This is a genomic window from Plantactinospora endophytica, from assembly GCF_016862915.1.
Lineage (GTDB): Bacteria > Actinomycetota > Actinomycetes > Mycobacteriales > Micromonosporaceae > Plantactinospora > Plantactinospora endophytica.
Window position 1 is genome coordinate 266,361 of record NZ_BONW01000044.1, and the last position, 24,662, is coordinate 291,022.

The 24,662-nt window shown below is 73.9% G+C and carries 19 protein-coding genes and 2 pseudogenes; 11 read left to right on the forward strand and 10 right to left on the reverse strand.

What is annotated here, in order from left to right; all coding sequences use genetic code 11:
• Positions 1–57: 57 nt before the first annotated feature.
• The 5 genes and pseudogenes from Pen02_RS37420 to Pen02_RS37440 form a co-directional block, all read right to left on the reverse strand.
• Positions 58–1,692 carry a PfkB family carbohydrate kinase gene (locus Pen02_RS37420; protein WP_203870907.1) on the reverse strand — a complete coding sequence of 545 codons (1,635 nt, stop codon included), beginning with the start codon at positions 1,690–1,692 and terminating at the stop codon, positions 58–60.
• The gene (locus tag Pen02_RS37425) at positions 1,689–2,513 is read right to left on the reverse strand and encodes a D-sedoheptulose-7-phosphate isomerase (RefSeq protein WP_203870908.1); all 825 of its coding nucleotides are present in this window, start codon (positions 2,511–2,513) and stop codon (positions 1,689–1,691) included. Before Pen02_RS37425 ends, Pen02_RS37420 begins: the two co-directional genes overlap by 4 nt.
• Positions 2,510–3,730 carry a glycosyltransferase gene (locus Pen02_RS37430; RefSeq protein WP_203870909.1) on the reverse strand — a complete coding sequence of 407 codons (1,221 nt, stop codon included), beginning with the start codon at positions 3,728–3,730 and terminating at the stop codon, positions 2,510–2,512. The genes Pen02_RS37425 and Pen02_RS37430 overlap by 4 nt, the downstream gene beginning before the upstream one ends.
• On the reverse strand, positions 3,715–4,692 hold the full coding sequence (locus Pen02_RS37435; protein WP_203870910.1) for a glycosyltransferase: 978 nt from the start codon (positions 4,690–4,692) through the stop codon (positions 3,715–3,717). The genes Pen02_RS37430 and Pen02_RS37435 overlap by 16 nt, the downstream gene beginning before the upstream one ends.
• 158 nt (positions 4,693–4,850) lie before the next feature.
• A pseudogene (locus Pen02_RS37440) lies at positions 4,851–6,590 on the reverse strand (HAD-IIIA family hydrolase); the annotation flags it as partial.
• 303 nt (positions 6,591–6,893) lie between these two features.
• Between Pen02_RS37440 and Pen02_RS37445 the strand changes: the two are divergent.
• Positions 6,894–7,658, forward strand: a pseudogene (locus Pen02_RS37445) (polyprenol monophosphomannose synthase); the annotation flags it as partial.
• Positions 7,659–7,853: 195 nt separating this feature from the next.
• On the opposite strand, the gene Pen02_RS37450 reads toward Pen02_RS37445, so the two are convergent.
• Positions 7,854–8,357, reverse strand: coding sequence for a hypothetical protein (locus Pen02_RS37450; protein ID WP_203870912.1), 504 nt, complete (start codon positions 8,355–8,357; stop codon positions 7,854–7,856).
• A gap of 153 nt (positions 8,358–8,510) precedes the next feature.
• Positions 8,511–10,112, reverse strand: a complete 1,602-nt coding sequence (locus Pen02_RS37455) for a phytoene desaturase family protein (protein ID WP_203870913.1) — start codon at positions 10,110–10,112, stop codon at positions 8,511–8,513.
• A 146-nt stretch (positions 10,113–10,258) separates the two neighbouring features.
• On the opposite strand from Pen02_RS37455, the gene Pen02_RS37460 reads away from it, so the two are divergent.
• Positions 10,259–11,698 (forward strand): aldehyde dehydrogenase family protein, encoded by a 1,440-nt coding sequence (locus tag Pen02_RS37460; protein WP_203870914.1) that lies wholly within the window; start codon positions 10,259–10,261, stop codon positions 11,696–11,698.
• A 132-nt stretch (positions 11,699–11,830) separates the two neighbouring features.
• On the opposite strand, the gene Pen02_RS37465 is transcribed toward Pen02_RS37460, so the two are convergent.
• Complete coding sequence (locus Pen02_RS37465; protein WP_203870915.1) at positions 11,831–12,253, reverse strand: ChaB family protein; 423 nt, start codon at positions 12,251–12,253, stop codon at positions 11,831–11,833.
• Positions 12,254–12,472: 219 nt separating this feature from the next.
• Here Pen02_RS37465 and Pen02_RS37470 point away from each other — a divergent pair, with 219 nt between their 5' ends.
• The 4 genes from Pen02_RS37470 to Pen02_RS37485 all read left to right on the forward strand — a co-directional run bounded on the left by Pen02_RS37470 (position 12,473) and on the right by Pen02_RS37485 (position 14,935).
• The gene (locus Pen02_RS37470; RefSeq protein ID WP_203870916.1) at positions 12,473–13,456 is read left to right on the forward strand and encodes a YihY/virulence factor BrkB family protein; all 984 of its coding nucleotides are present in this window, start codon (positions 12,473–12,475) and stop codon (positions 13,454–13,456) included.
• 134 nt (positions 13,457–13,590) lie between these two features.
• Positions 13,591–14,001 (forward strand): DUF2795 domain-containing protein, encoded by a 411-nt coding sequence (locus Pen02_RS37475; RefSeq protein WP_203870917.1) that lies wholly within the window; start codon positions 13,591–13,593, stop codon positions 13,999–14,001.
• A 73-nt stretch (positions 14,002–14,074) separates the two neighbouring features.
• Complete coding sequence (locus Pen02_RS37480) at positions 14,075–14,536, forward strand: SRPBCC family protein (protein ID WP_203870918.1); 462 nt, start codon at positions 14,075–14,077, stop codon at positions 14,534–14,536.
• A 138-nt stretch (positions 14,537–14,674) separates the two neighbouring features.
• Positions 14,675–14,935 (forward strand): hypothetical protein, encoded by a 261-nt coding sequence (locus Pen02_RS37485; protein ID WP_203870919.1) that lies wholly within the window; start codon positions 14,675–14,677, stop codon positions 14,933–14,935.
• Between the two features lie 104 nt (positions 14,936–15,039).
• On the opposite strand, the gene Pen02_RS37490 is transcribed toward Pen02_RS37485, so the two are convergent.
• Positions 15,040–16,245, reverse strand: coding sequence for an MFS transporter (locus Pen02_RS37490; protein WP_203870920.1), 1,206 nt, complete (start codon positions 16,243–16,245; stop codon positions 15,040–15,042).
• A gap of 232 nt (positions 16,246–16,477) precedes the next feature.
• Here Pen02_RS37490 and Pen02_RS37495 point away from each other — a divergent pair, with 232 nt between their 5' ends.
• The 3 genes from Pen02_RS37495 (at position 16,478) to Pen02_RS37505 (ending at position 20,615) form a co-directional block, all read left to right on the forward strand.
• On the forward strand, positions 16,478–16,690 hold the full coding sequence (locus Pen02_RS37495; protein WP_203870921.1) for a hypothetical protein: 213 nt from the start codon (positions 16,478–16,480) through the stop codon (positions 16,688–16,690).
• 241 nt (positions 16,691–16,931) lie between these two features.
• Entirely contained in the window at positions 16,932–19,088 is a 2,157-nt protein-coding gene (locus tag Pen02_RS37500; RefSeq protein ID WP_203870922.1) for a SpoIIE family protein phosphatase, read from the forward strand.
• A 111-nt stretch (positions 19,089–19,199) separates the two neighbouring features.
• The gene (locus Pen02_RS37505; protein WP_203870923.1) at positions 19,200–20,615 is read left to right on the forward strand and encodes a cation:proton antiporter; all 1,416 of its coding nucleotides are present in this window, start codon (positions 19,200–19,202) and stop codon (positions 20,613–20,615) included.
• A gap of 227 nt (positions 20,616–20,842) precedes the next feature.
• On the opposite strand, the gene Pen02_RS37510 is transcribed toward Pen02_RS37505, so the two are convergent.
• Complete coding sequence (locus Pen02_RS37510; protein WP_203870924.1) at positions 20,843–21,829, reverse strand: anti-sigma factor RsbA family regulatory protein; 987 nt, start codon at positions 21,827–21,829, stop codon at positions 20,843–20,845.
• A 304-nt stretch (positions 21,830–22,133) separates the two neighbouring features.
• Between Pen02_RS37510 and Pen02_RS37515 the strand changes: the two genes are divergently transcribed.
• Both Pen02_RS37515 and Pen02_RS37520 read left to right on the forward strand, forming a co-directional pair.
• Positions 22,134–23,519, forward strand: a complete 1,386-nt coding sequence (locus Pen02_RS37515) for a glycoside hydrolase family 6 protein (protein ID WP_203870925.1) — start codon at positions 22,134–22,136, stop codon at positions 23,517–23,519.
• Positions 23,520–23,661: 142 nt separating this feature from the next.
• Positions 23,662–24,495 carry a helix-turn-helix domain-containing protein gene (locus Pen02_RS37520; RefSeq protein WP_203870926.1) on the forward strand — a complete coding sequence of 278 codons (834 nt, stop codon included), beginning with the start codon at positions 23,662–23,664 and terminating at the stop codon, positions 24,493–24,495.
• Positions 24,496–24,662 lie beyond the last annotated feature (167 nt).

Genomic DNA, 24,662 nt, shown 5'->3' on the forward strand with positions numbered 1-24,662 from the left:
GGGTGAGGTCGCCGGGGCGGGGTCCGAGCGCACCGCCGGCCCCGTCGAGGCCGCCGCTCACCGGGTCCGTCCCACCGGCCGGTGACCGGCCCGGGCGGCGGCGATCATCCCGGTGGTGGAGCGCCCGTCCAGATAAGGCACCACCACGGTGTGCCCGCCCCACCGGTGCATGATCTCGGCCTCCGGCAGGTCCGGCCCGTCGGCGCCGGTGCCGTAGTCGCCGCCCTTGACCCAGATGTCGGGCCGCAGCCAGGAGAGCGCCGCGTGCGGGGTCGACTCGTCGAAGACCACCACCGCGTCGACGCAGCCGAGCGCGGCCAGCAGCCGGGCCCGGTCGACGTGCCGGACCAGCGGTCGCTCCGGGCCCTTCAGGCCGGCCACGCTGTCGTCGGAGTTGACGCAGACCACCAGGCAGTCGCCGAGCTGGCGGGCCGCTTCCAGGGTGGCCACGTGCCCGGCGTGCAGCAGGTCGAAGCAGCCGCCGGTGGCCACCACCGTGCCGCCGGCAGCGCGGACCCGGGCGACCACCTCACCGGCGGCCCGGTGGCCGATCCGGTCGCTCCAGTCGACCGCCGTGATCGGCACCGTGTCCGTGCGGTTGGCGACCCCGGGCCGGCTTCGCCCTGCCCCGCCGGACCGGGCCGGCGCGGCGGTCTCCCCGGTCGGATCGCCGGACGGGGCCGGCGCGGTGGACGAGGCCGGCGCGGTGGACGGGACCTGCTCCGGGCCGTCGGCGGACGGGCCGGGATCGTCGGCGGACGGCCCTCCGCCGGTACGCAGCGCGGCGCCCCGGGCCGGAGTCGCCGGTACGGCACTCGCCACCCCGCCGGCCGCGACGTACCCGGACGCCTCGGCCACGGCCCGCTGTACCGCCTCGGAGACCAGCGCCCCGTCGGCCAGCGCCACCGTGGCGGCGGCGGCGAACCGGTCACCGGCGCCGCAGGTGTCGCCGTCGGCACAGGTCGGCGACGGTACCGCCAGCGGCGTCGAACCGGCGTGCGCGAGCAGGGCACCCTCGCCGCCCATCGTCACCACCACCGCACCGACCCGCCAGCGCTGCCGCAGCGCCTCGGCACAGCGGGCCGCCGTGAGCAGCCGCGAGCCGCCGGTGGTGACGCCCGCCAGTTCCCGGACCTCCACCTCGTTCGGGGTGGCCAGCCGGACGCCCGGCACCGCCGCCGGACCCCGTGGATGCGGGTCCCAGACGATCGGCGCGGCGGTGTTGGCCAACGCCGCCCGCAGGGCCGGTAGCCGGGCCACGCCCCGGCCGTAGTCGCTGACCAGGATCCCGGCCGCCCCGGCCAGCAGGTCGAGTACCGCCTCGCTCGGCTCGCCGGGCGGTCCGGCCGGTCCACCCCGGTCGTGCCGGAGCAGCACCCGTCCCCTGGTCCGCAGCCGGATCTTCTCCGGGGTGGCGCCCGGCAGCGGCAGCCCGTACACCTGCACCCCGGCGGCGGTGAGCAGATGGCTGAGCCGGGCGCCACCCTCGTCGTCGGCGAGCGCGGTGACCAGGGCGACCTCGAAGCCTCGCCCGGCGGCGAAGAGCGCCGCCAGCCCGGCCCCGCCCGGCCGGTCCACGCTGTTGTTCTCGTCCAGCACCGGGACCGGCGAGTCCGGGCAGAGCCGGTTCACCACGCCCTCCACGTCCCGGTCGAGCAGCGTGTCGCCGAGGACCACGAGTCTCCTGGTCACGGCCCCTCCTCGTGCCCGCCCGGCCGGAGCGTCCCCGGCACCCGCAGCACCAGCTCGTCCTCGACGCCGGACGGACGAACAGGCTCGACGCCGGACGGACGAACAGGCTCGACCCCGGACGGGCGAACAGGCTCGACCCCGGACGGGCGAACAGGCTCGACCCCGGACGGGCGTACCGGGGCGGAGCCGGTCGGGACCGTCTGGGCCACCGCCGGGCTGGTGCTGACGTAGCCGGCCGGGGCGAACGGGACCGGCAGGTACGCGTCGACGTAGCCGCAGAGCACGTGTGCCGAGACCAGGTGGAGTTCCTGCACCACCTGGCTGTCCGGGCAGGGCACCGCGAGCACCTCCGTACAGGCGTCGGCGAGCGGGTTCGGCGTCGGGCCGGTCAACCCCCAGCAGCGCATCCCCAACTCCCGACCGGCCCGGGCCGCCCGGACCAGGTTCGCGCTGCGGCCACTCGTGGAGAGCAGCAGCAGTACGTCGTCCGGGCGGCCGTGTGCGCGTACCTGCCGGGCGAACACCTCGTCGAAGCCGTAGTCGTTGCCGATCGCGGTCAGCGAGGAGGTCTCGGCGCAGAGCGCGATCGCCGACAGCGGAGCCCGGTCGTCGCGCAGCTTGCCGACCAGCTCGGCGGCGAGGTGCTGCGCCTCGGCGGCACTGCCCCCGTTGCCGGCGACCAGCACCCGACCACCGCTGGCGAGCAGCCGGGCCAGCTCGTCCCCCCACCGGGCCAGCCGGCCGGCCTCGGTCCGGTACGGCAGCAGCGCCGAGGCGAGCCCGGCCAGGTGGCTGTCCAGCAGCTCCATCGACGCGGTCATCCGGCGACCACCCCGCTCGGCCGGCGCACCTCGCTGACGGCGGTGTAGACGGCGGCGATCTGGTCGGCGGTACGCGTCCAGGAGTACCAGCGGCGGGCCCGGTCCAGTGCGGCGGCGGCGTACCCGTACCGGCGTACCCGGTCGGCCAGCAGGTCCCGGACGGCGGTGCCGAGCGCCTCGGGATCGCGGGGCGGCACCAGGTCACCGGTCTGCCCGTCCGCGACCGTGTCGGTGAGTCCGCCGACGGCGGTGCCGACCACCGGTACCCCGCAGGCCATCGCCTCCAGCGGAGTGAGCCCGAACGGCTCGTACCAGGGTGCGGCGACCAGCACGTCGGCCGACCGGTACCAGAAGGGCATCTCCTCGCGGGGCACGGCGCCGATCAGACGTACCCGGTCGGCCACCCCGACCTCGTCGGCGAGCGCGCGCAGCCGGCGGACCTGGGGATCGTCGTCGACCTCGCCGGCCGGCGGACCGCCGACCACCACGCACTCGGCCTCCGGGATCATCGGCATCGCCCGGATCAGGTCTGCGTAGCCCTTCCGCTCCACCAGCCGGCCGACGGTGAGGATCCGGGGCCGCCCCGGCACCCGGGGCACCGCCGGACCGTCCGGCGAGAAGGTCTCGTCGTTGACCCCGGACGGGATGACCGTGACCCGGGCCTGCGGTACGCCCATCCGGACCAGCTCGCGGACCTCGTCCTGGCTCTGCGCGATGACCCGGTCCACCGCCCGGCCCAGCGCCCGCTCGTAGCCGACCCGGCGGGCCGGGCTGGTGTCGGCGGCGCCCTGGTGCCGGCGCTTGACCGTGCCGAGCGCGTGGTAGGTCTGCACCACCGGAATCCCGGTCTGCCGGCCGGCCGCGATCCCGGCCAGTCCGCTCATCCAGAAGTGCGCGTGCGCCACGTCCGGCACCCACTCGTCGCCGCGCCAGCGGGCCACCAGCCACCGGCTGAAGTCCTTCATGTACGGCAGCAGCTCGTCCTTGGCGATCGGCTGCGCCGGCCCGGCCGGTACGTGCACCACCTCGACGCCGTCGCGCAGTCGTACCGCCTCCGGCAGGTCGGGGCCGTCCCGGCGGGTGTAGACCCGCACCTCGTGGCCGGCGTCGGCGAGCGCGGCGGAGAGTTCGGCGACGTGCGTGTTCTGGCCACCCGCGTCCTCGCTGCCGAGTACCGCGAGCGGGCTGGCGTGCTCGGAGATCATCGCGACGCGCATAGTTCCTCCTCCAGCAACCGGTCCCAGTCGGTCAGGAACCGGTCCAGGCCGTACCGGGCCTGCGCGACCTCGCGGGCCTGTTCCCCGAGCCGGCGGGCGGTGTCGGGCTCCGCCACGAGCTGCCCGGTGGCCGCCAGCAGGGTGTCGATCCGGGTGGAGAGGGCACCCGCCTCCGGCGGTACCGCCTCGACCGCCTCGGTCACCCCGAGCACCACCACCGGCATCCCCATCGCCATCGCCTCGACCAGGCTCAGCCCCAGCGACGTCCACCGGCACAGGTGCAGGTACGCCCGCCGCCGGGCGATTTCGGCCTGCATCCGGTGCTGCGGCAGGTCGTCGTAGACGGCGAGCCGGTCGGCCGGCAGTCCCAACCGGTCCGGCAGCCCGGCCACACCCATCCCGAAGACGTCCAGCGGGGCGATCTCGGCGAACTGCGGCAGCAGGTCGGTGCCGGTGACCCGCCAGCGGCGTACCGGCTCGTTCACCACCACGGCGAGCCGGTCGAGTTCGCCGGTGTAGCGGGCGGTCGGTGCGACGATGCCGTGCTCGACCACTGTGGTCCGGGTACTGCCGGTGTCCCAGAACAGCGCGTTGAAGTGCGTGACGTGCGCGATCAGCAGGTCGTCCCGGTCGGCCAGCGGATGCCGGCTGTTCGGCACGTTCCCCTCTTTCGGGGTGTTGTGCTCGACGAAGACCGCCGGCAGGTCCCGGCCGACCCGTCGCCCCGTCCACTCGGCGACCAGGTCGATCTCCTCCGGACGTTGCAGGATCACCAGGTCGACGTCGGCACCGGCCAACTGCTCCGGGGTCACCTCGTCGACCGTGTCCGGCCACTGGTAGGTGCGCGCCCGGCCCAGCCCGTACGGGCCACGGTCCGGGGTGACCGGGACGAGGTAGCGGTGCTTGCCGTGCACGAAGGCGGTGGTCCAGGAGCCGTGCACGTGCCAGAGCAGGATGTTCACGGCCGGACCTCCTCGACACCGGCCAGCGCCGCGACCACCGGCGCCGCCGCCGAAGCCACCGGGGCCGTCGAGGATGCCGGTGCCGCCGGAGTCGTCGGTGCCCCCGGAGTCGTCGAGGCCGTCGAGGCGGCCGGTGCCGCCGGAGTCGTCGGGGACGCCGAGGAGGCCGGTGCCGGCGACGCGGTTGCCGAGGTCGGGGCGGCGAGCAGGCGGACCGCCTCGACCACCTCGCGCGGCGCGATCCCGGACAGGCACGGATGCCCGGGTACGGGGCAGACGGTGGCCCGGGTGTGCCGGCAGCCGGCGGCGGCGTCGCCGAGCCGTACCGTGGGCACCCGGTAGGGCCCCCACTGTCCGAACGGGACGGTCGGGGCGAACAGGCTGACCACCGGTACGCCGAGCGCGGCGGCCAGGTGTGCCGGACCGGTGTTGCCGACGACGAGGCAGCCCGCCCGGGCGATGATCGCGGCCAGCCCGGTCAGCGAGGTCTGTCCGCCCAGGTCGATTCCGGTACGCCCGGCGACCCGGGCGGTCAGCGTCCGCTCACCGGGGCCGCCGGTCACCACCACCCGGTGTCCGGCGCCGGTGAGCGCCGCGACGATCTCGGCACAGAGTTCGGGCGGGCAGGCCCGGGCCTGCACCGACGATCCGGGGTGCAGCACGACGTATCCCGGGTCGGGCAGTGCCTCTCCGGCGGTTCCGGCACCCGACGGGTCGGTACGCAGTCGCAGCACCGGCTCGTCGCCGGACGGCAGTACGAATCCGGCCGCCGCCGCCAGCGACAGCGCCCGCTCGACCTCGGGTACGCCCGGCGACACCCGGTGCCGTACGTCGAGCAACGAACCGGGATAGTCCGGGCTGATCGCCGAGATGCGTCCGACTCCGGCCATCCGCAGCACCAGGGCGAGCGGCAGCGCGGACTGGTGGAACGAGGTGAAGAGCACCGCCTCCTCGGCACCGGTCGCGGCGAGCCGGGCGGTCAGCCGGTCGATCTCCGCCCGGTCCACCGGACCGGGCTCCGGATCGATCCACGGCAGTCGCCACTCGACCAGCTCGTCGACGCCGGGCAGCAGTTCGGCGGCGGACCGGCCCCGGGGCCCGCAGAGCAGCACCACCCGGTCGGCCCCGGCCGCGACGGCCCGGATCGCCGGACCGGTCACCAGGACGTCCCCGGCGGAGTCCGGCCGGGCCACCAGCACGCAGCGGGGGCGCCGACGCGGGGTGTCGGGCGCCGGGGTGGCCAGGGTGCAGCGGTGTCGACGCAGGATCAGGTCGACCGCGCCGCGCAGGTCACCGGCGACCGCGGGAGCCGCGGCCACCTCCTCCGAACGGGTGGCCGGGGTCGGCACCAGGACCGCGCTCGCGCCGGCCGCAGCGGCTGCGGTCATGTCGGCGCCGATGTCCCCGACGAGTACGCAGCGGGCGGGTTCGGTGCCGAGCGCGCGGGCCGCGTCCCAGACCATGCCGGGCGCGGGTTTGCGGCAGCGGCAGCCCTGCCCGCCGGGTGCCGGTTCGGCGTGCGGGCAGACCTGCCAGGTGTCGAACGGGCCCAGAAGTTCGTCGACCCGGGCGTTGACCCGGGCCAGATCGGCGGAACTGAACCGGCCCCGGGCCACCCCGGACTGGTTCGTCACCACCCCCAACCGCAGCCCGGCGGCGCGGAGCCGGTCGAGCGCCTCCCGGACGCCCGGCATCGGCCGCACCAGCGCCGGATCCCCGTTGTACGGCACGTCGTGCACCAGCGTGCCGTCCCGGTCGAAGAGCACGGCGTCGAACAGACCGGTCCTGGCCCGCACCCCGTCCGGGCCACCGTGCGGTGCCCCTGACCTGCACTGATGCGGGTCGACCTGGTCGTTGCGCACGGCCGGCGGGTTCCCGGGAGCAGGAGGAGTAAACATCAGTTCCGCCTGGCCGGACGGCGCGGCGGACCCGTCCGGCGGCACCCGTCGAGCCCCGTCCGACGTCACCCGTCACGCCCGCGGTCCGCCCCGGTCGTCGTCGCCGGTGGCATACCCCGGCCAGGTCGCCGCTATCCGGAGCCCGAACCGTTACCCGGCCCGTCCGACGGGTTTTTCCGGCCGTCCACACGGCGTTCCCCGAGGTACCCGCCGGTTTGCCCCCTCCGGCCCGTGTTGTAGCCCGCGCGCTGCGTCAAGTTAGGCTTTGCCCCTGACCGCTGTCGGCCAACCGAGGATGCCCCGATGATCGAACCCGTACAGCTGCCCGCTCCCTGGCGGGATGTTCGCCTGACCGTCGTCGTCCCCACCTACAACGAGGCGGGGAACCTTCCGGTGCTGGTCGAGCGACTGCTCGCCCTGCCGCTGCCCGGGCTCAGCATTCTCGTCGCCGACGACAACTCCCCGGACGGCACCGGCGAGGTGGCGGACAAGCTCGCGATCGAGCACCCGGAGCGGATCCAGGTCGTGCACCGGGCCGGCAAGGAGGGGCTCGGGCGGGCGTACGTCGACGGGATCGGCCGGGCGCTGGAGGCCGGCGCGGAGTACGTCGCGCAGATGGACGCGGACCTGTCGCACCCGCCGGAGGCGCTGCCCGGGATGCTCGGTTCGTTGCTCTCCACCCAGGCCGGTGTGGTGATCGGTTCGCGTTACGTGCCCGGTGGGCAGCTCGACGAGGCGTGGCCGCTCTACCGGCGGGTGCTCAGCGGCTGGGCCAACTTCTACGTGCACACCCTGCTCCAGGTGCGGATCCGGGACCTCACCGCCGGTTTCAAGATCTGGCGGGCCGACGCGCTGCGCGACATCGGCCTGCACCGGGTGCAGTCCAACGGCTACAGCTTCCAGGTCGAGATGCACTACCTGGCCACCAAGCTCGGGCACACCATCCTGGAGGTGCCGATCCGGTTCGAGGAGCGGCTGGACGGCGAGTCCAAGATGACCACGGCGACGAAGGTCGAGAGCGCCCTGATGCCGTTCAAGCTGCGCGGCCGGCACCGCAACATCACCCGCTCCGACGCCGGGCCGGCGGGGGCGGACGAGCCGTCCGACTCCACCCCGGACGAGTCGTCCCGATCTGGCGCGGACAAGTCGTCGCACTCCACCCCGGACGAGTCGTCCCGCTGACCCGGGGGCCGGCGTGACCTTGGCGGCCCGGCCCCGGCGCCGGCCGACCGGAAGATCGGGCCGGCACCGGGGACGGCGCGGTCAGCAGCCGCAGGTGTAGTAGAGGACGTCCCAGTGGTTGCCCTCGCGGGTGTAGAGGTTGCCCGAGGGCGCCCGGTACTGGTATCCCCAGCCGGAGATGTAGCCGACGTAGGTGTACGCGGCGGAGATGTAGTTCTGGGCGCAGGTGTTGAGCCCGAAGTCCACCTTGTAGCCGTTCCAGTGGCTGTAGGTGCCGCTGGCGTGTCCGGTCTCGGTGCCGGCGGTGATCGTGATCGCGCAGCCGCTGGCCCGCTTGAAGGTGATGATCCCGGTGATGGTGGCCTGCCGGATGCCCTCGAACGACGTGCAGGTGGGGTTGTTACGGTCGCTGCAACCACCGCTGGAGGTCCACGGCACGCCGGCGGCGCGCAGTTGCGAGGCCGCGTCGGAGTGGCTGATCGCGAACGCCGGCGTGGCGATGCCGAGCGCGGTGACGGTGGCCGCGAAGCCCGCGACGAGCAGGGTCAGCACGCGGCGGCGCAGGGTACGACGGGTCGATGACATGGGGTTCTCCCGGTTCGCGCAAAGTGGGGGTTAAATATTTGCGAAACGGGGGCCGGCCCTGGCAACTTTCTACCATGCATTGATCGCCACGCATAGCCGGAAGTTCCCGCCGCGCTCAGAAGCGCCGGCCACCGGGCCGGTCGGCGCGGCCGGTCAGGCGTAGACGGCGCGCTGCGCCCGGCCGAGCACGGCGGCGTACGCCCGGCCGGTGAGCGCCCGGTCCCGGGCCAGCGCGGCCCGGGCCGCGTTCGCCCCCGGGCCGCCGTGCACACCGCCGCCCGGATGCGCCGACGCACCGGCCAGGAACAACCGGTCGACCGGGGTGTCCGCCCGGCCCAGTCCGGGCACCGGGCGCAGGAAGAGCTGCTGGTACGCGGCCGACGTGCCGCCGCCCACCGCACCGCCGACCAGGCTCGGATTTCCCGCCGTCAACTCGGCCGGCCCGGCGACGTGCCGGGCTTTGACGAGCCGACCGAAACCGGGCGCCGCCCGCTCCAGTACCGCCTCGATCCGCGCGACGTGCGTCTCGATCTCCGCCGCCCGCCAACTCCGCCGGAACGGCAGGTGGGTGTACGCCCACAGCGACTCGGTGCCGGCCGGCGAGCGGCTCGGGTCCGCCACCGTCAACTGCCCGGCCAGCACGAACGGCTCGGCCGGCAACTCGCCGCGGTGCAGCGCCGCCGCGTACCGGGACAGGTCGGCGAGGTCGCCGCCCAGGTGCACGGTGCCGGCACCGGCCACCGCCGGATCCCGCCACGGCACCGGGCCGGCCAACGCCCAGTCCACTTTGACCGTCGAGCCGTCCCAGCGGAAGTGCGCCAGATCCGCCACCAGCCGGGGTGGCAGCCGCGCGGCGCCGACCAGGTCGAGGAAGAGCGCCGGGGCCGGCACGTCGGCCAGTACCGCCCGACGGGCCCGCCAGAGCAGACCGTCGGCCGAGCGCACCCCGACAGCCCGGTTCCGGGCCACCAGGATCCGGTCGACCGGGGTGTACGGGCGCAGCCGCCCACCCCGGTCGCGCAGCCGGGCCACCAGCGCGTCGGTGATCCGCTGCGCCCCGCCGACCGGCACCGGCCAGCCCACCTGCTGACCCAGCATGGCGAGCAGCCAGCCGTACACCCCGGAACCGGGCTCGTCCGGGGACAGGTCGGTGTGCAACGCGCAGCCGGTGAGCAGGGCCGGCCCACCGGAGCCGGTGAAGAGTTCGACACCGAGCCGGGAACTGGGAAGTACCAGCCGGCGGGCCAGTCGCAGCATCCCGGCCGTACGCAGTCGGCGGGCGAGCGCCAGGCCGCCGCGTACCGGCGGGAACGGGGTGAAGAGCGCGTCGAGCAGCGGCGCGGAGATCTGCCGCCACTGCGCGTACGCGTCGAGCCACCGCTCGCCGTCCCCGGCGCCGAACCGCGCCACGGAGGCCGCGGTGACCTCGGGATCGCGGTTGAGCAGCACCGCGCCGCCGTCCGGGAAGAGGTGCGCCAGCACGTCCGGCGCGTGCCGCCAGGTCAGGCCGTAGCCGTCCAGCCCCAGCCGGCGCAGCACCGGCGAGGCGTAGCCGAGCGGATAGAAGGCGCTGTAGAGGTCGCTCAAATAGCCCGGGGCGGTCACCTCGGCCGACCGGACCGCACCGCCCGGCTCGCGGGTCGCCTCCAGCACCAGGACGTCCCAGCCGGCGTCCGCGAGCAGGTTCGCGGCGACCAGACCGTTGTGTCCCGCTCCGACGACGACCGCGTCGGCGGTGTCCCCGAGCACCGTCATCCGTGCACCCTAACCCGGGCGGACGGGCCGGCCGGGCGCCACCGGCCCGACCCGGTCGTCAGGTCCGGCGGCATCGCCGGCCAGTCCCTGGAACACGGGTGAAACAGGATAGTTTGGACCGCCCGGACCGGGGCAAACTGCGCTCCATGTATCAGGTCCAGCAGCTCATCGCCGGAGTGTGGGACGGCAGCGGCGACGCCGGGTGGTTGACAGTGCTCGATCCGGCCGACGGTACCCCGGTCACCCGCCAGCCGGTGGCCACCGAGGCCGAGGTGGAGGCGGCGGTCAAGGCGGCCCGGGCGGTCGCGCCCCGGTGGGCCCGGACCGCACCCGCCGAGCGCGCGGCGGCGATCGGTCGGGCGGCGGACGCGATCGAGGCGGTGGCCGACCGGCTGGCCGAGGCCGAGACCGCCGAGATGGGCCGGCCACTGGCCGCCGCCCGGGGCGGGGTGCAGGCGGGCGTGTCGACGCTGCGCCAGTACGCCCAACTCGCCCCGGTGCGCGGTGGCCGCACCCTCGGCGGCGACGCCGACGCGATCGACCTGATGGTGCCGCAGCCGCGCGGCGTCGTCGCGGTCGTCACGCCCTGGAACGACCCGGTCGCAGTCTCCTGCGGCCTGCTCGGCGCGGCCCTGGCCACCGGGAACACGGTCGTCTACAAGCCGAGCGAGCGGAGCCCGGCCAGCGGCTGGCTGCTGGCCCGGCTGCTCGACGAACACCTGCCGTCCGGGGTGCTGTCGCTGCTGACCGGCGACGCACCGGTGGGCGCCGCGCTGGCCGGGCAGGAGGTCGACGTGGTGGCGCACGTCGGTTCGACCGCCACCGGCCGGACGATCGCCGCCGCCTGCGCCCGTACCGGTGCGAAGGCGCTGCTGGAGAACGGTGGCAGCGACCCGCTGATCGTCGACGACGACGTCGACCCGCGCTGGGCCGCCGAGCAGGCGGCGATCGGGGCGTTCACCAACGCCGGCCAGCTCTGCGTCGCGGTGGAGCGGATCTACGTGCTGCGGTCCGTGGCGACCCGGTTCCTCGGTGCGCTGGTGGAGCGGGCCGGGGCGCTGCGCTCGGGACCCGGGCGGGACCCGCTCAGCGAACTCGGGCCACTCGTCGACCGGCGGCACCGGGAGCACGTGCACGAGCAGGTCCGGGCGGCGGTCGCGGACGGTGCCAGCGTGCTGTCCGGCGGCGTCGTACCGGACGGACCCGGCGCCTTCTATCCGCCCACGGTGCTGACCGAGTGCACCGACCAGATGGCGGTGATGCGGGAGGAGACCTTCGGTCCGGTGGCCCCGGTGATGGTGGTGAACTCGTTCGACGAGGCGCTGTCCCGGGCGTCGTACTCGCCGTACGGGCTGGCGGCGACGGTGCTGACCGGGTCGATGAGCCACGCGCAGCGGGCCTGGCGGGAGCTGCCGGTCGGCACCGTGAAGGTCAACGCCGTATTCGGCGGGGCGCCGGGCGGCGCCGCACAGCCCCGGGGCGGCAGCGGCCAGGGTTTCGGGTACGGCCCGGAGCTGCTGGACGAGCTGACCGCCACCAAGGCGGTGCACATCGAGGGGCCGGGCGGGGAGGGCGGGCGGTGGTGAGTGGCGCCCGGTGGAAGTGACGCCCCCGGCCGACCGCTCGTCGCCCGTCCCGCCGGGTGGCAACATCGGCCGACCGGCCGGCGCGATCCCCCCGACGTCGCGCCGGCCGACAGCGGCTCGCCGGTGCCGTGGTCAGCGGCGGTTCCGGCCCTTCTCCCGACCACGTGCCGCAGCGGTGTTCCGGTTGTTCGCCTTCTGGATCGCGCCGACCAGTTCGGCCTTGGTCATCCGGGACCGGCCCTTGACGTCAAGCCGCCTGGCCACCTCCATCAGGTGCTCCTTCGGCGCGTTGGCGTCCACGCCACCGGCGGTCGGCGCACGCCGGGCCGGCCCACCCCCGGCCGCCTGCTCGTCGCTCGGGCCCTTCCGCCCCTTCGGTTCCCAGTGGTCGCCGACCTTCTCGAACGAGTGCTTGAGCGCGGCGTACGCGGTCCGGTGCGACCGTTGCCCCTCGCCGTACGTCCCGACCGCCGAGTCGTGGGTCTTCGCCCAGGTGTCCTGGGCCTTCTCCGGCGAACGTCGCAGGGTACTGGGCAGAACCTCGCGTCCGGGCATGATCTTCCTCCTCCGGATCGTCGTCTCCGTGGTCCGGTCCGTGGTTCGGTTTCCCGAGTCACCGGCCGCAAACCCGGTGCGCCTCGGTCGCCCGGCCGGCACGACGCGGCGGTAGACCACGCCCGGAGTTTGTGCATTTCCCGCCCTGGGTACCGGGCAGCGCAACCACAGCCGTGACCCGACGTCGGCACGGCTGGCCCGGGCGACGAGGGGGCGAGCATGGCGTCGACCACCGAACCGGCCCCGACCTCATCCGGAGCGGACCGGCGCATCCCAGGTCATCTACGCCAGTTGCGCTGGTCCACCTGGCGGGGCGTACTGGTCCGGAGCGTACGCAGCTTCATGGCGGACAACTGCGCCGACTGGGCCGCCGCGCTGACCTACTACGGCACACTGGCGCTGTTCCCGTCCGCGATCGTGATCGTGGCCCTGGTCGGCCTGGTCTCCAAGGGCGAACAGACCATCGACACCATCGCCGGGCTCGCCCGGGACGTCGGCGCCGGCTCGGTGGTGGCCAACGACGGCGTGCTGCGGGTACTGCGGGAAGTGGTCGACAGCCAGGGCTCGGCGAAGGTACTGCTGAGCTTCGGTCTGGTGGCGGCGCTCTGGTCGGCCGCCGGCTACGTCGGGGCGTTCACCCGGGCCTCCAACGCGATCTACGGGGTCGCCGAGGGCCGCCCCTTCTACCTGCTACGTCCGCTCCAACTCGGGTTGACCGCGATCGCGCTGCTGCTGCTCGCGGTGGTGGCGACGGGGCTGATCGTGAGCGGCCCGGTCACCGACGCGGTCGGCAACGCGCTCAACCTCGGGAACGCGCCCCGGACCGCCTGGACGGTCGCCAAGTGGCCGGTCCTGGTGGCCATCATGATGCTGCTGCTCTCGCTGCTGTTCTGGATCGCGCCGAACGTCAGGCAACCCCGGTTCCGCTGGCTCACGGTCGGCGGCGCGGTCGCCCTCGTGTCCTGGGCGATCGTCTCGGCCGGCTTCGGCTTCTACGTCTCCCGGTTCGACTCCTACAACGTCACCTACGGCAGTCTCGGCGCCATCATCGCCTTCCTCGTCTGGCTCTACCTCTCCAACTGCGCGGTGATGCTCGGTGTGGAGATCAATGCCGAGGTGCAGCGCGGCCGGGCCCTCCAGGGCGGCGCCGAGCCGCCGGTGGAACCGGCGCTGCCGCCGAAATCCCCGCCGGACCCGGCGTAGTCTCCGCCCGGCCCGTCTCGGTGAAGATCCAGCCGAAGCAGTTCGCGGACGCGACGAGATCCGCGCCGGACTCCTGACGCCGGTCGCTGGGTCCGTGCCGTTTAGCTCGATTCCCCTCGGGTAGCGCATTAGGTATGGAACGTGGGAACAGCAAGCACGGTCCCCGGTTGGACGAGGAAATGGGCCGGGAGGTGAAGGGCACGGTGCAGAACGCCGCCGGCGGTCGCGCGGAGGAGTGGCGCGAACCCGAGCCGGCCGGCGAGGACCAGCCCGGCATCACCAGGGCGCCGAGCAACGACACCCGGGCCGGTGCACCGCAGGGCATGACCTCGGAGGAGGTCGAGCAGCGGAGCCGGCTGGGCCGGTTCATCCCGCTCTCCGCGCTGCCCGGCGACCGGGAGAGCCTGCGCCGCAGCGCCGAGGAGAACGAGGCGCCGGACGACGTACTCGCCCAGCTGGACCAACTGCCGCCAGGTGACCAGTTCCAGACCGTCTCCGAGGTGTGGGCCGCCCTCGGGCACGCGAACGAGACCCACCGCTGGTGACCCACCCCCGGGAGACCAACCAACCAGCAGCACAGTGGCCCATTCGTAGACCGACCGACAAGGAGGATGCCAGATGAGTGGCGTGACCAAGTCCGTCGACGTTGCGGTACCGATCCGGACCGCGTACGACCAGTGGACCCAGTTCGAGGACTTTCCGCAGTTCATGGAGGGCGTCGAGGAGGTCCGGCAGATGTCGGACACCATGACGCACTGGAAGGTCGAGATCGGCGGGGTCAACCGCGAGTTCGACGCGAGGATCACCGAACAGTTGCCCGACGAGCGGGTGGCCTGGACCTCGACCGACGGCACCAGGCAGGCCGGCGTGGTGACCTTCCACCGGCTCGACGAGAACCACACCCGGGTGACCGCCCAGATGGACTTCGAGCCGCAGGGGATCGCCGAGAAGGCCGGCGACAAGCTGGGCATGGTGGACCGGCGGATCGCCGGTGACCTGCAACGCTTCAAGGAGTTCATCGAGCGGCGTGGCGCCGAGACCGGCGCCTGGCGCGGCGAGGTGTCCCGGCCGCAGCCGTAGCCCGGTCGGGTTCGCGCATGCACGGCCGCCGGGAGGAACCTCCTCCCGGCGGCCGTTGCCGGCCACCTGTCCGACCCCGGCTGGTACGGGTGGATCGGCGGCGTTTGCCCCTCGGGCCGGCCGGGTAGGGCGACAGGCATGACCGACAGGGACAGGCACGTCTGGCGGGACGAGGAGCGGCTGCCGCTGCACGAGTTGGAGGGGGCGATGGGGGCGTCGACGCCCGACGGGCAGGTCGACGACGTCACCGGCAACGAGGCGGGCGCGGAGTCCGCGTTCGGCCACGGCGCGGACGCCGACGAACCGGACCCGGCGTACGCCGAGGAGCAGGCCGGGCAACTGAGCGACGAACAGCGCCGGTACCGGCCGTCGACCACCGGGCGATCCGGGCCGCACTGACCTCCCGGCGACCCGGGCAGCACTGTCCCGGCGATCCCGGCCGTGCTGATATCCCGGCGTCCCGCCCGCGTGAATCCGGTCGGGCCGTACCGGCGCCGCGTGGATCAGCTTCCCGGGGCCGCCCGATGGCGGGACGCCCAGTAGAGCGCCAGCATGGCCAGGCAGAGCAGCACCAGCGCCGGCCCGAGCACCGCCACCGAGGTACGCCCGATCAGCACGCCCAGCCCGCCCGGGATGAGCGCCCCGCCCAGCCCGGACGCCCCGATCTGCAACCCGATCGTCCGGTCGGCGTGCCGCTGTCCGACCCGTTCGGCCGTGCCGAGGGTGAGCAGCGGGAAGACCGCCGCCGCGCCGAAGCCGAGGACGGCGAGGCCGAGCACCGCCAGCCAGCCCGGCCCGGGTACCGCGACGAGCGCGGAGCCGAGCGTCATCGCGTACATGCTGCCGCGCAGCACCGTACGGGTGCCCAGCCGCTCGGCCACGAACCCCTGCACCACCCGGCCGAGGAAGAGGCTGCCCCAGTAGAGCGAGACGCAGAGCCCGGCGACGGTACCGCTGAGTCCCCGGTCCTCGGTGAGCAGCAGGTACGCCCAGAGGCCGGCGGCCACCTCGATCGCCACGTAGACGGCGAAGGTCAGCGCGCCGAACCAGACCGCCGGCAGGGCCAGGGTGGCCCGGACGGGTAACGGCGCGGCCGGGGTCTCGGGTACCGGGGTCGGCTCGTCGGGGCCGGGTGCACCTCGACGTTCCCAGGTCCGGACGGTGAGCACGAAGGCCAGTGCCAGGGCGGCCTGCGCGACGGCGACGATGCCGTACCCCCAGCGCCAGCCCAGCCCGACGCCGAGCACGCTGGTCATCACCAGCGGTCCGATCGCGACGCCGAGCCCGAAACAGGCGTGCAGCCAGTTCATCTGACGCGGCCCGAACGCCCCGGCGGCGTACGCGTTGAGCCCCGCGTCGATCGCGCCCGAGCCGAGGCCGAGCACCAGCGCACAGCCGATCATGACCGGCAGCGCCGGTGCACCGGCGTACCCGGCCAACGCCAGGCTGGCCAGCGCGGTGCTGCCGGCCAGCAGCCAGCCCACCCCGATCCGGGCGATGCTGAACCCGGCCACCACGCTCGAGACGAGGTAGCCGACCGTCGCCGAGGTGAGCAGCAGCCCGACCGCCTCGGTCGGGACCGTCAGGTCGACCCGGATGGACGGCCAGGCGACGCCGAGCAGACCGTCGGGAAGCCCGAGGCTGACGAAGGCCAGATAGGCCAGGACGAGTACGGCGAGACCGGTCCGGCCGCGTGAGGGAGTGACCACGGCGGTCGATCATGCCGGAACGGTGGACGGCGGGCCACCGGACAGGCCGTCCCGGCGGACGACAAGCGGGGCCGCTGGCTGAAGGCGACCGGAGCCGGACGTGAGTCCGCCAACCGGGACAGCCAGCCCGGAACACCAACCGGAGCCGCAGAGGCGGATCAAGCGGACAGGTCGGCCCTAATTCGTCCGAACGGGGGACGGCGATCGGGCTTTTGCCGGGCAGAATTTCGGGATGCACTCGGCTCCCGGATTCCTCTCCACCCGTCAGCGCCGGTTCGCCTGGCTCGCCTTCCTGCTCACCGCGGTGCAGGCGCCGGTCTCGGCCCGGCTGGTCGACGACGGCTCGTGGCTGTTCAGCCTCTGCGTCGCGCTGATGGTCGCCACCGTGATCCTGGCCGACGACGCAATGCGGCGTCGCCCCGCGGACGCCGGCATGGTCGAGTAGCCGGCCCGGCCCGGGGCAGTACCCGGCCCGGCCCAGGGCGGTAGCCGGCCCGGCCCGGGGCAGTAGCCAGCCCGGCCCGGGGCACCACGCCGAGGGCTCGGCCCCGGAGCCACCCGCGCCCCCGGGCACCCGCCCGAGATCACCACCCAGCCGACCCGCCGAACCGGCTCGCACCCGTGCACAACGGGCGTTCCGGACCGCGTCCGCGAGCGGATTCGTTCACTCCGGTTAGGCTGCTGGCATGCCAGGCACGGTCGGGCGGGTACCCGCTCCCCCTTCCACCGTGGCCGGTGCGTTGCCGATCCCGCATCCCACGGTCGGACCGCCGGCCGGTCGTCGCTGGGCGGAGACCCCGCTGGGTCCGCCCCAGCACTGGGATCCCGCGCTGCGCGCGGTCGTCGACCTGGTCCTCTCCGCCCCGGTGCCGATGGCCCTGGCGTACGGCAACCAGCTCGCGTTGATCTACAACGACGGCTTCGGCGAGGTGATCGGGCCGAAGCATCCGGAGGCGTTCGGCAGACCGGCCGCCGAGGTGTTCTCCGAGGTGTGGCCCGTGCCCGGGGTCGGTGACGTGGTCGAACGGGTCTACCGGACCGGCGAGCCGTTCCTGGAGCGGGAGACCTCGCTGCCGCTGGTCCGCGACGAGTCGGGGCTGCCCGAGCAGTCCGTCTTCGCCCGTGGCTACTCCCCGGTCCGGGACTCCACCGGAACGGTCGTCGGGGTGCTCACGGTGGCGGCCGAGGCCACCCAGGTCACCCAGCGGCTACAGAATCTCGGCGAGCTGGCCTCGGCGCTGTCCCGGACCCTCACCCTGGACGACGTCGCCCGGGTCACGCTGCGCAACGCCATCTCGACGTTCGGGGCCGACCAGGTCGAGTTCGGGGTGGACGACGGGACCGGCTGGCGGCTGGTCCGGCGGGTCCGGGGCGAGGTGCTCGACGAGGCCGACGAGCGGCTGCCGCCGCTGTGGCGGCGGCATGACGCCGACTCGCCGGCCCCGCTGGTGGTCGCCGCCGACACCGGCACGCCGAGCTTCGCCAGCGACGGCCAACCGCTGCTGCACAGCGCCGTCGACCGGCACGACGAGAAGATCCGGGCGCTGGCCGCGCTGCCGCTGGGTACGCCGAACCTGCGCGGCGGGCTGACGGTCGGCTACCGGCAGCCGCACTTCTGGCCGCCCGCCGAACGCGCCCTGTTGACCGCCTCGGCGGAGCTGGTGGCCCAGGCGGCCGAGCGGGCCCGCCGGTTCGAGACCCAGCACGGCACCGCGCAACTGCTCCAGCGCAGCATGCTGCCCGAGCACCTGCCCGACCTGCCGCTGCTGCGGATCGCCGCCCGCTACGACGCCGGGGTCGACGGCAACGCGGCCGGCGGTGACTTCTACGACGCGTTCGCGCTGCCGGACGGCCGGCTGGCGGTGGTACTCGGCGACGTGGCCGGGCACGACGTGCAGGCCGCCGCGCTGATGGGGCAGGTACGCGCCGCGCTGCGGGCGCTGGCGCTGAGCGATCCCGCCCCGGTGCCGGTACTCGCCGGGCTGGACCGGCTGGTGGCGAGCCTGAGCGCGGAGGCGCACAGCGACGAACTCTTCGTCACCGTGGTCTACGGGTTGATCGAGCCGGACTCGGAGCGGCTGACCATCGCCAGTGCCGGGCATCCCCCGCCGCTGGTCCGGCGCGGCTCGCCCGGCCAGCCGGGCACCGCCCGGTACGTCGAGGTCCCGCCGGGGGTGCCGCTCGGGCTGCATGGACGGCGGACGGCGGTCACCGTCGAGTTTCCGCCCGGGGACACCCTGCTGCTGTTCAGCGACGGTGTGGTGGAGCGCCGGCAGCGGAGCCTGACCGACGGCTTCGAGGCGCTGGCCGCGACGGTGGCCGGGGCGGCGACCGGCGATCCGCGTACGCTCTGCGCGCTCGCCACCGGCGCGGTGCCGGGCAGCACCGAGGACGACGTCGCCGTGCTCGCCGTCGAGCACGCGAGTACGCCCAGCCGGTCGGCGAGCATGGAGGTGCCGGCGGAGCCGACCGCACCGGGCCGGGTACGGCACTGGATGACCGGCCAACTGACCCTGTGGGGGGTACCCGAGCAGGTGGTCGGGTCGGCGGTGCTCTGCACCAGCGAGCTGACCACCAACGCGCTGCTGCACGCCGGCACCGCCGCCCGGGTCGAGATCGACCTCAGCCCGGAGCGGTTGCTGGTCTCGGTCGCCGACAGCGGCACCCGGGGCGCGGTGACCCGGGCCCGCACCGAGAAGCTCAGCAGCCGGGGCCGGGGGCTCGGGCTGATCGAACAGCTCAGCGACGCCTGGGGTACCGATCCGACGGTACGCGGCTCGACGGTCTGGTTCGAGATGATGATCCCGCCGTCGGCCGGCGTCCCCGGGCACCCGGAGGGCTGACCGCTCGGCCGAGGCGTGCCGGAGCCCCGTCGGCCGGCGTCGCCGAGTGCCCGGAGCACTGACCGCTCAGTCGAGGCGTGCCGGGTGCCCGGGCGGGGAAAGGGTGCCGGGGTGGATCTCTCGGCTACCGCGTACGCGTTGATCGGGCTGGGCGCGCTGCTGGCCGGCATCCTGCCCCGGGTGCTGGAGCGCCGGCCGCTCTCCATGCCGATCGCCTTCCTCGGCCTCGGCATGGTCGTCTTCCTGCTCCCCCTCGGGCTGCCCGAGCCCGATCCGCTGACCCACCCGGAATTCACCACCCAGCTCACCGAGATCGGCGTGATCGTGGCGCTGATGGGCGCCGGCCTGAAGATCGACCGGCCGCTCGGCCGCCGCCGCTGGTCGTCGACGTGGCGGCTGCTGGCTGTCGCGATGCCGCTCTGCATCGCCGGGGTGGCGGTGCTGGGCTGGTGGTGGCTGGGGCTGGCGCCGGCCGCCGCACTGCTGCTGGCCGCCGCGCTGGCCCCGACCGACCCGGTGCTCGCCTCCGACGTGCAGGTCGGCGAGCCGACCGACGTCGAGGACTCCGAGGACGAGGTACGGTTCGCGCTCACCTCGGAGGCCGGGCTGAACGACGGTCTCGCGTTCCCGTTCGTGTACGCCGCCATCGCGATCGCCACGGTCGGGCTGGCCCCGGAGAACTGGCTGGGTCGCTGGCTGACCGTGGACGTCGGCTACCGAATCCTGCTCGGGGTGGCCGGCGGGCTGCTGGTGGGCTGGCTGCTGGGCAAGCTCTTCTTCCGGGCCCGGTCCGAGCGGTTACGGCTGGCCCGCCACTCGGAGGGCTTCCTCGCGCTGGCCGCCACCTTCCTCTCCTTCGGCCTGGTCGAACTGGTCGGCGGGTACGGCTTCGTCGCGGTCTTCGTCACCGCGCGGGCGATCCGGGCCGCCGAACGGTCGCACGAGTACCACCAGGTGCTGCACAACTTCGCCGAGCAGGTCGAGCGGCTGCTCACCGTACTGTTGCTGCTGCTCCTCGGCGGCGCGGTGGTCACCGGGCTGCTGGCCCCGCTGACCTGGCCGGCGGTGGCGCTGGCTCTGGCGCTGGTCTTCGTGGTACGCCCGCTGACCGGTCGGGTGTCGCTGCTCGGGGCGCCGGGCCGGCCGGCCGAGCACTGGGTCGTGGCGCTGTTCGGCATCCGGGGCGTCGGCACGTTCTACTACCTCGGGTACGCCACCACGCACGCCCACTTCCCCGACGCCGAGCTGCTCTGGGCGACGGCCGGGCTGGTGGTGGTCGTCTCGGTGGTGGTGCACGGGGTGACGGCCACCCCGGTCATGCAGTTCCTGGACGCCCGCCTGGACCGCACCCCCGCCCCGGCCAGCGGTGAGCCGGCCACCGGTGAGCCGACCACCGGTGAATCGACCACCGACGAGCCGACCACCGACAAGCCGACAGCGCAGGCCCGCCCGACGGACCTGCCGGTGCCCCGTCGCCCGGAGGGGCCGACCACGAGCGGGGCCGGGTCCCGCTCCCGGCCGAACTGACAAACACCGAATCGACGACGCCGAACTGACCGAACCGAACTGACCGGACCGAAATCGACCAGGCCCGAATCGACTGGGCCGGAATCGACCGGACCGAGATAGGACCAGGCCGAAATCGACCAGGCCCGATCGACTGGGCTGGGATCGATCGGACCGAGATAGGACCGGGCCGAGATAGACCAGGCCGGAATCGATCGAGTCGGAACTGATCGGGCCGGGTCGGCGGTTCAGCGGCCGGCGCCGGAGGCGGAACCGTTCACCGGCTCCGAGCGCCGGTGCATGTGCAGCCGGATCGCCGTCGAGGTGGCGTCGGTGTGCACCTGGACCAGGTCGCAGAGGTAGTTGACCAGCAGCAGTCCCCGCCCGGTGTCACTCAGCGGCGACGGCGGGAGCCGGCCGGCGAGCCGGTCGGTCAGCACGCTGGACCCGGTGATCTCGCAGACCAGCCCGTCCGCGTCGAGCCAGACCCGGGCGACCGCCGGCCGCCCGGAGTGCATCACCGCGTTGGTGGCGATCTCGTTGGCGGCGACCCGCAGGTCCTCGACCTGCTCACGGCCGAGCCCGGCCTCCCGGGCCAGCGCGGCGACCAGGGCGCGCATCCCGGAGAGCCCGGAGGCTTCGAAGAACAACGTGGACGCGGACGGCGGTGGGGTCGGGAAGGGCAGGTTGAACGCGTCGACCACGGTCTCCGGCCGGCCGTACCCGGCGCTGGGCTGGCGGTCGCCGTCACGGATCAGGTACGGGTGGGTGCTCGCCGCGTCGGCGACGACGTCCACGTCGAGCCGCACCGAGTCGTACGGGCAGAGCACGGTGACCGGCCGGTCGGCGAGGGCGATGTTGATCAGCGCCTCGTGCTGTACGCAGCGGGGATAGGCCAGCGCCGACCGGCCGGGCCAAATCGGTTCCCCGACGATGCGTACCCGGACCGGCGTGTGCTCCTCGACGAACGCGTGCAGCACCCCTGGGATGATCCACCCCGGGTTGCGACCCTCCCGACCCATGTCGACGAAGCGCAGCTCGGTGCTGGTGCCGAGGGCCGCACGCAGCAGGTCGAGCCGGGCTCCGGGCACGGCGATCAGCACCGGCTCCGCTGCGGCGAGCCCCTCCGACACGAACGACTGGATCCCGCGTACGTAGTCGTCGTCGGTCCGGTAGAAGAACGCGTCGTGCCGCAGCGACCCGGCCTCCGGCCGGACGGCTGGATCGAATGTCATCGCCGGCCGACCGCTCGCGACCCGTCCACCCCCCACCTCCGAGCAGCAGCCTACGTGGCGGAGGCAACATCTGGCCACGGAGAGTCAGCGGGCGGTCCGGGGCGCCGCCCGGCACCGAGCCCTCGACGCGGCCGGTTCGGGGTCGCCCGGACCACCCGGACCTCAGGCCGATGACCTGCGGCGATGACCGGCAGCGGAAACCGGGGCTTCACACGGACGCAACATGGCCTTACCGTTGTCGATGTTTATGGGAGCGCTTCCAACGATGCCCCTCGATCTCCCACCGTCCCGAAGGGAGCACCGCATGCACCTCAGACCCGCGCTCGCCGTGGCCGGTGCCGTTGCCGTCACGGCACTCGCCGTGACGACAGCGGTCGGTGTCGGCCTACTGAACCCCACCCCGGCCAAGGCCGCCGACTCGGCGTTCTACGTCGACCCGGACACCAGCGCCGCACGCTGGGTCGCCGCCAACCCCAACGACTCCCGGACCGCCATCATCCGGGACCGGATCGCCAGCGTCCCGCAGGGCCGCTGGTTCACCCAGAACAACCCCAGCACCGTACGCGGTCAGGTCGACGCCTTCGTCGGTGCCGCCGCAGCGGCCGGCAAGATCCCGATCCTGGTGGTCTACAACATCCCCAACCGGGACTGTAGCGGCGCCAGCAGCGGTGGCCTGCCGAACCACACCGCGTACCGGCAGTGGATCGACCAGGTGGCCAGCGGCCTGAACGGGCGGCCGGCCAGCATCATCCTCGAACCCGACGTGCTGGCGCTGATGACAAGCTGCATGAACTCCTCCCAGCAGGCCGAGACGCAGGCCTCGATGGCGTACGCCGGGAAGCGGTTCAAGGCCGCCTCCAGCCAGGCCCGGGTCTACTTCGACGCGGCGCACTCCGCCTGGCTCACCCCCGCCGTGATGGCCTCCCGACTGGTCGCGGCGGACATCGCCAACAGCGCCGACGGGATCTCGGTCAACGTCTCCAACTACCGCACCACGGCCGAGTCGGTGAACTACGCCAAGGGCGTCGTCGCGGCCACCGGCGCCCCGAACCTGAAGATCGTGGTGGACACCAGCCGGAACGGCAACGGCCCGGACGCCCAGGGCGAGTGGTGCGACCCGGCGGGCCGGGCGATCGGCACCGCGAGCACCAGCGAGACCGGTGACCCGGCGGTCGACGCGCTGCTCTGGATCAAGCTGCCCGGCGAGGCGGACGGCTGCATCGCCGGTGCCGGACAGTTCGTGCCGCAGCGCGCGTACGACCTGGCGATCGCCGCGCCGAACCCGCCCACGGTGCCACCGACCACCCGGCCGCCGACGACGGCACCACCGACGACCCGACCGCCGACCACCCCACCGACCACCACCCCGCCGGCCGGTACGAGCTGCCGGGTGACCTGGACCGCCAACTCGTGGACCGGCGGCTTCACCGCCGAGGTCCGGGTGACGAACAACGGACCGGCGATCAACGGCTGGACCCTGACCTTCACCGTCGGCTCCAGCGTCCGCTACAGCAACGGCTGGAACGGCGTCTGGAGCCAGTCCGGCACCCAGATCAGCGTCGGCAACGTGGCCTGGAACGGGTCGCTGCCGACCGGCGGCACCACCAGCGTCGGCTTCCAGGGCACCTACAGCGGGACCCTCGGCACACCGACCGGCTACACCCTGAACGGCAACGCCTGCACGAGCTGATCCGTCCCCCCTCCGGCCGGGTCGCCGCCCCGCACCTAGCGGGCGGCGGCCCGGCCACCACCCGGCGACGCGCCCCTGAGCTGGCCGGGCGGGCCGCAGCAGGCCCGCACCCCGGCCGTACGATCGGAATGGTGATGACGAGATGACGGTCACCGGACAGCGGCAGCGACCGGTCGGCCAACTGCTGCGCGGGTGGCGCGAACGGCGGCGGCTCAGCCAGCTCGAACTCGCCATCCAGGCGGACATCTCCACCCGCCATCTCAGTTTCGTGGAGACCGGTCGGGCGATGCCGAGCCGGGACATGGTGCTCCGGCTCGCCGAACAGCTCGACGTACCGCTCCGCGAGCGCAACCACCTGCTGCTGGCCGCCGGATACGCGCCGATCTATCCGCGTACGCCGCTTGACTCGCCGGCCCTGGCCGCCGTACGCGCGGCGGTCCGCCAGGTACTCACCGCCCACCAGCCCTATCCGGCCATCGCCGTGGACCGGGGCTGGAACCTGGTCGAGGCGAACGCCAGCATCGGGCTGTTCACCGCCGGCGCGGCGGCACCCCTGCTCACCCCGCCGATCAACGCGCTCCGGCTGGCCCTGCATCCGGCCGGGCTGGCACCCCGGATCGTGAACCTCGGCGAGTGGCGGGCACACCTGCTCGGGCGGCTGCGCCGGCAGGTCGCGCTGAGCGGCGACGTCGAGCTGGCCGACCTCTACGACGAGCTGCGGGCGTACCCGTGCGACCAGCCCGAGCCGGAGGTCGAGATCCCGGGGCCGGGCGAGGTGGTGGTGCCGCTGCGGATCCGGGACGGCGACCGGGAGCTGGCCTTCTTCAGCACCGTCTTCACCTTCGGCACCCCGCTGGACGTCACGGTGGCGGAACTCTCGGTCGAGTCGTTCTTCCCGCTCGACGACCGTACCGCCTCGGCGGTGACCTCGGCCGCCGAGCAGGAGCGTCGGGTCGGCAGCGGCTCCACCCGCTGACCCCGCCCCGAGCCGGAACCGCCGCCGCTCGGAGCCCCGGCCGCGCTGGATCCGTCGTCGCCCGGGTGGGTGGGCGGGCGGGAACCGGACATCCTCGGCGTGTCAGGCCGTGCGGTTTAGCGTCCGGCGGACCGGGTTACCGAGTCGGACAGGCGGGGAATCGAGCC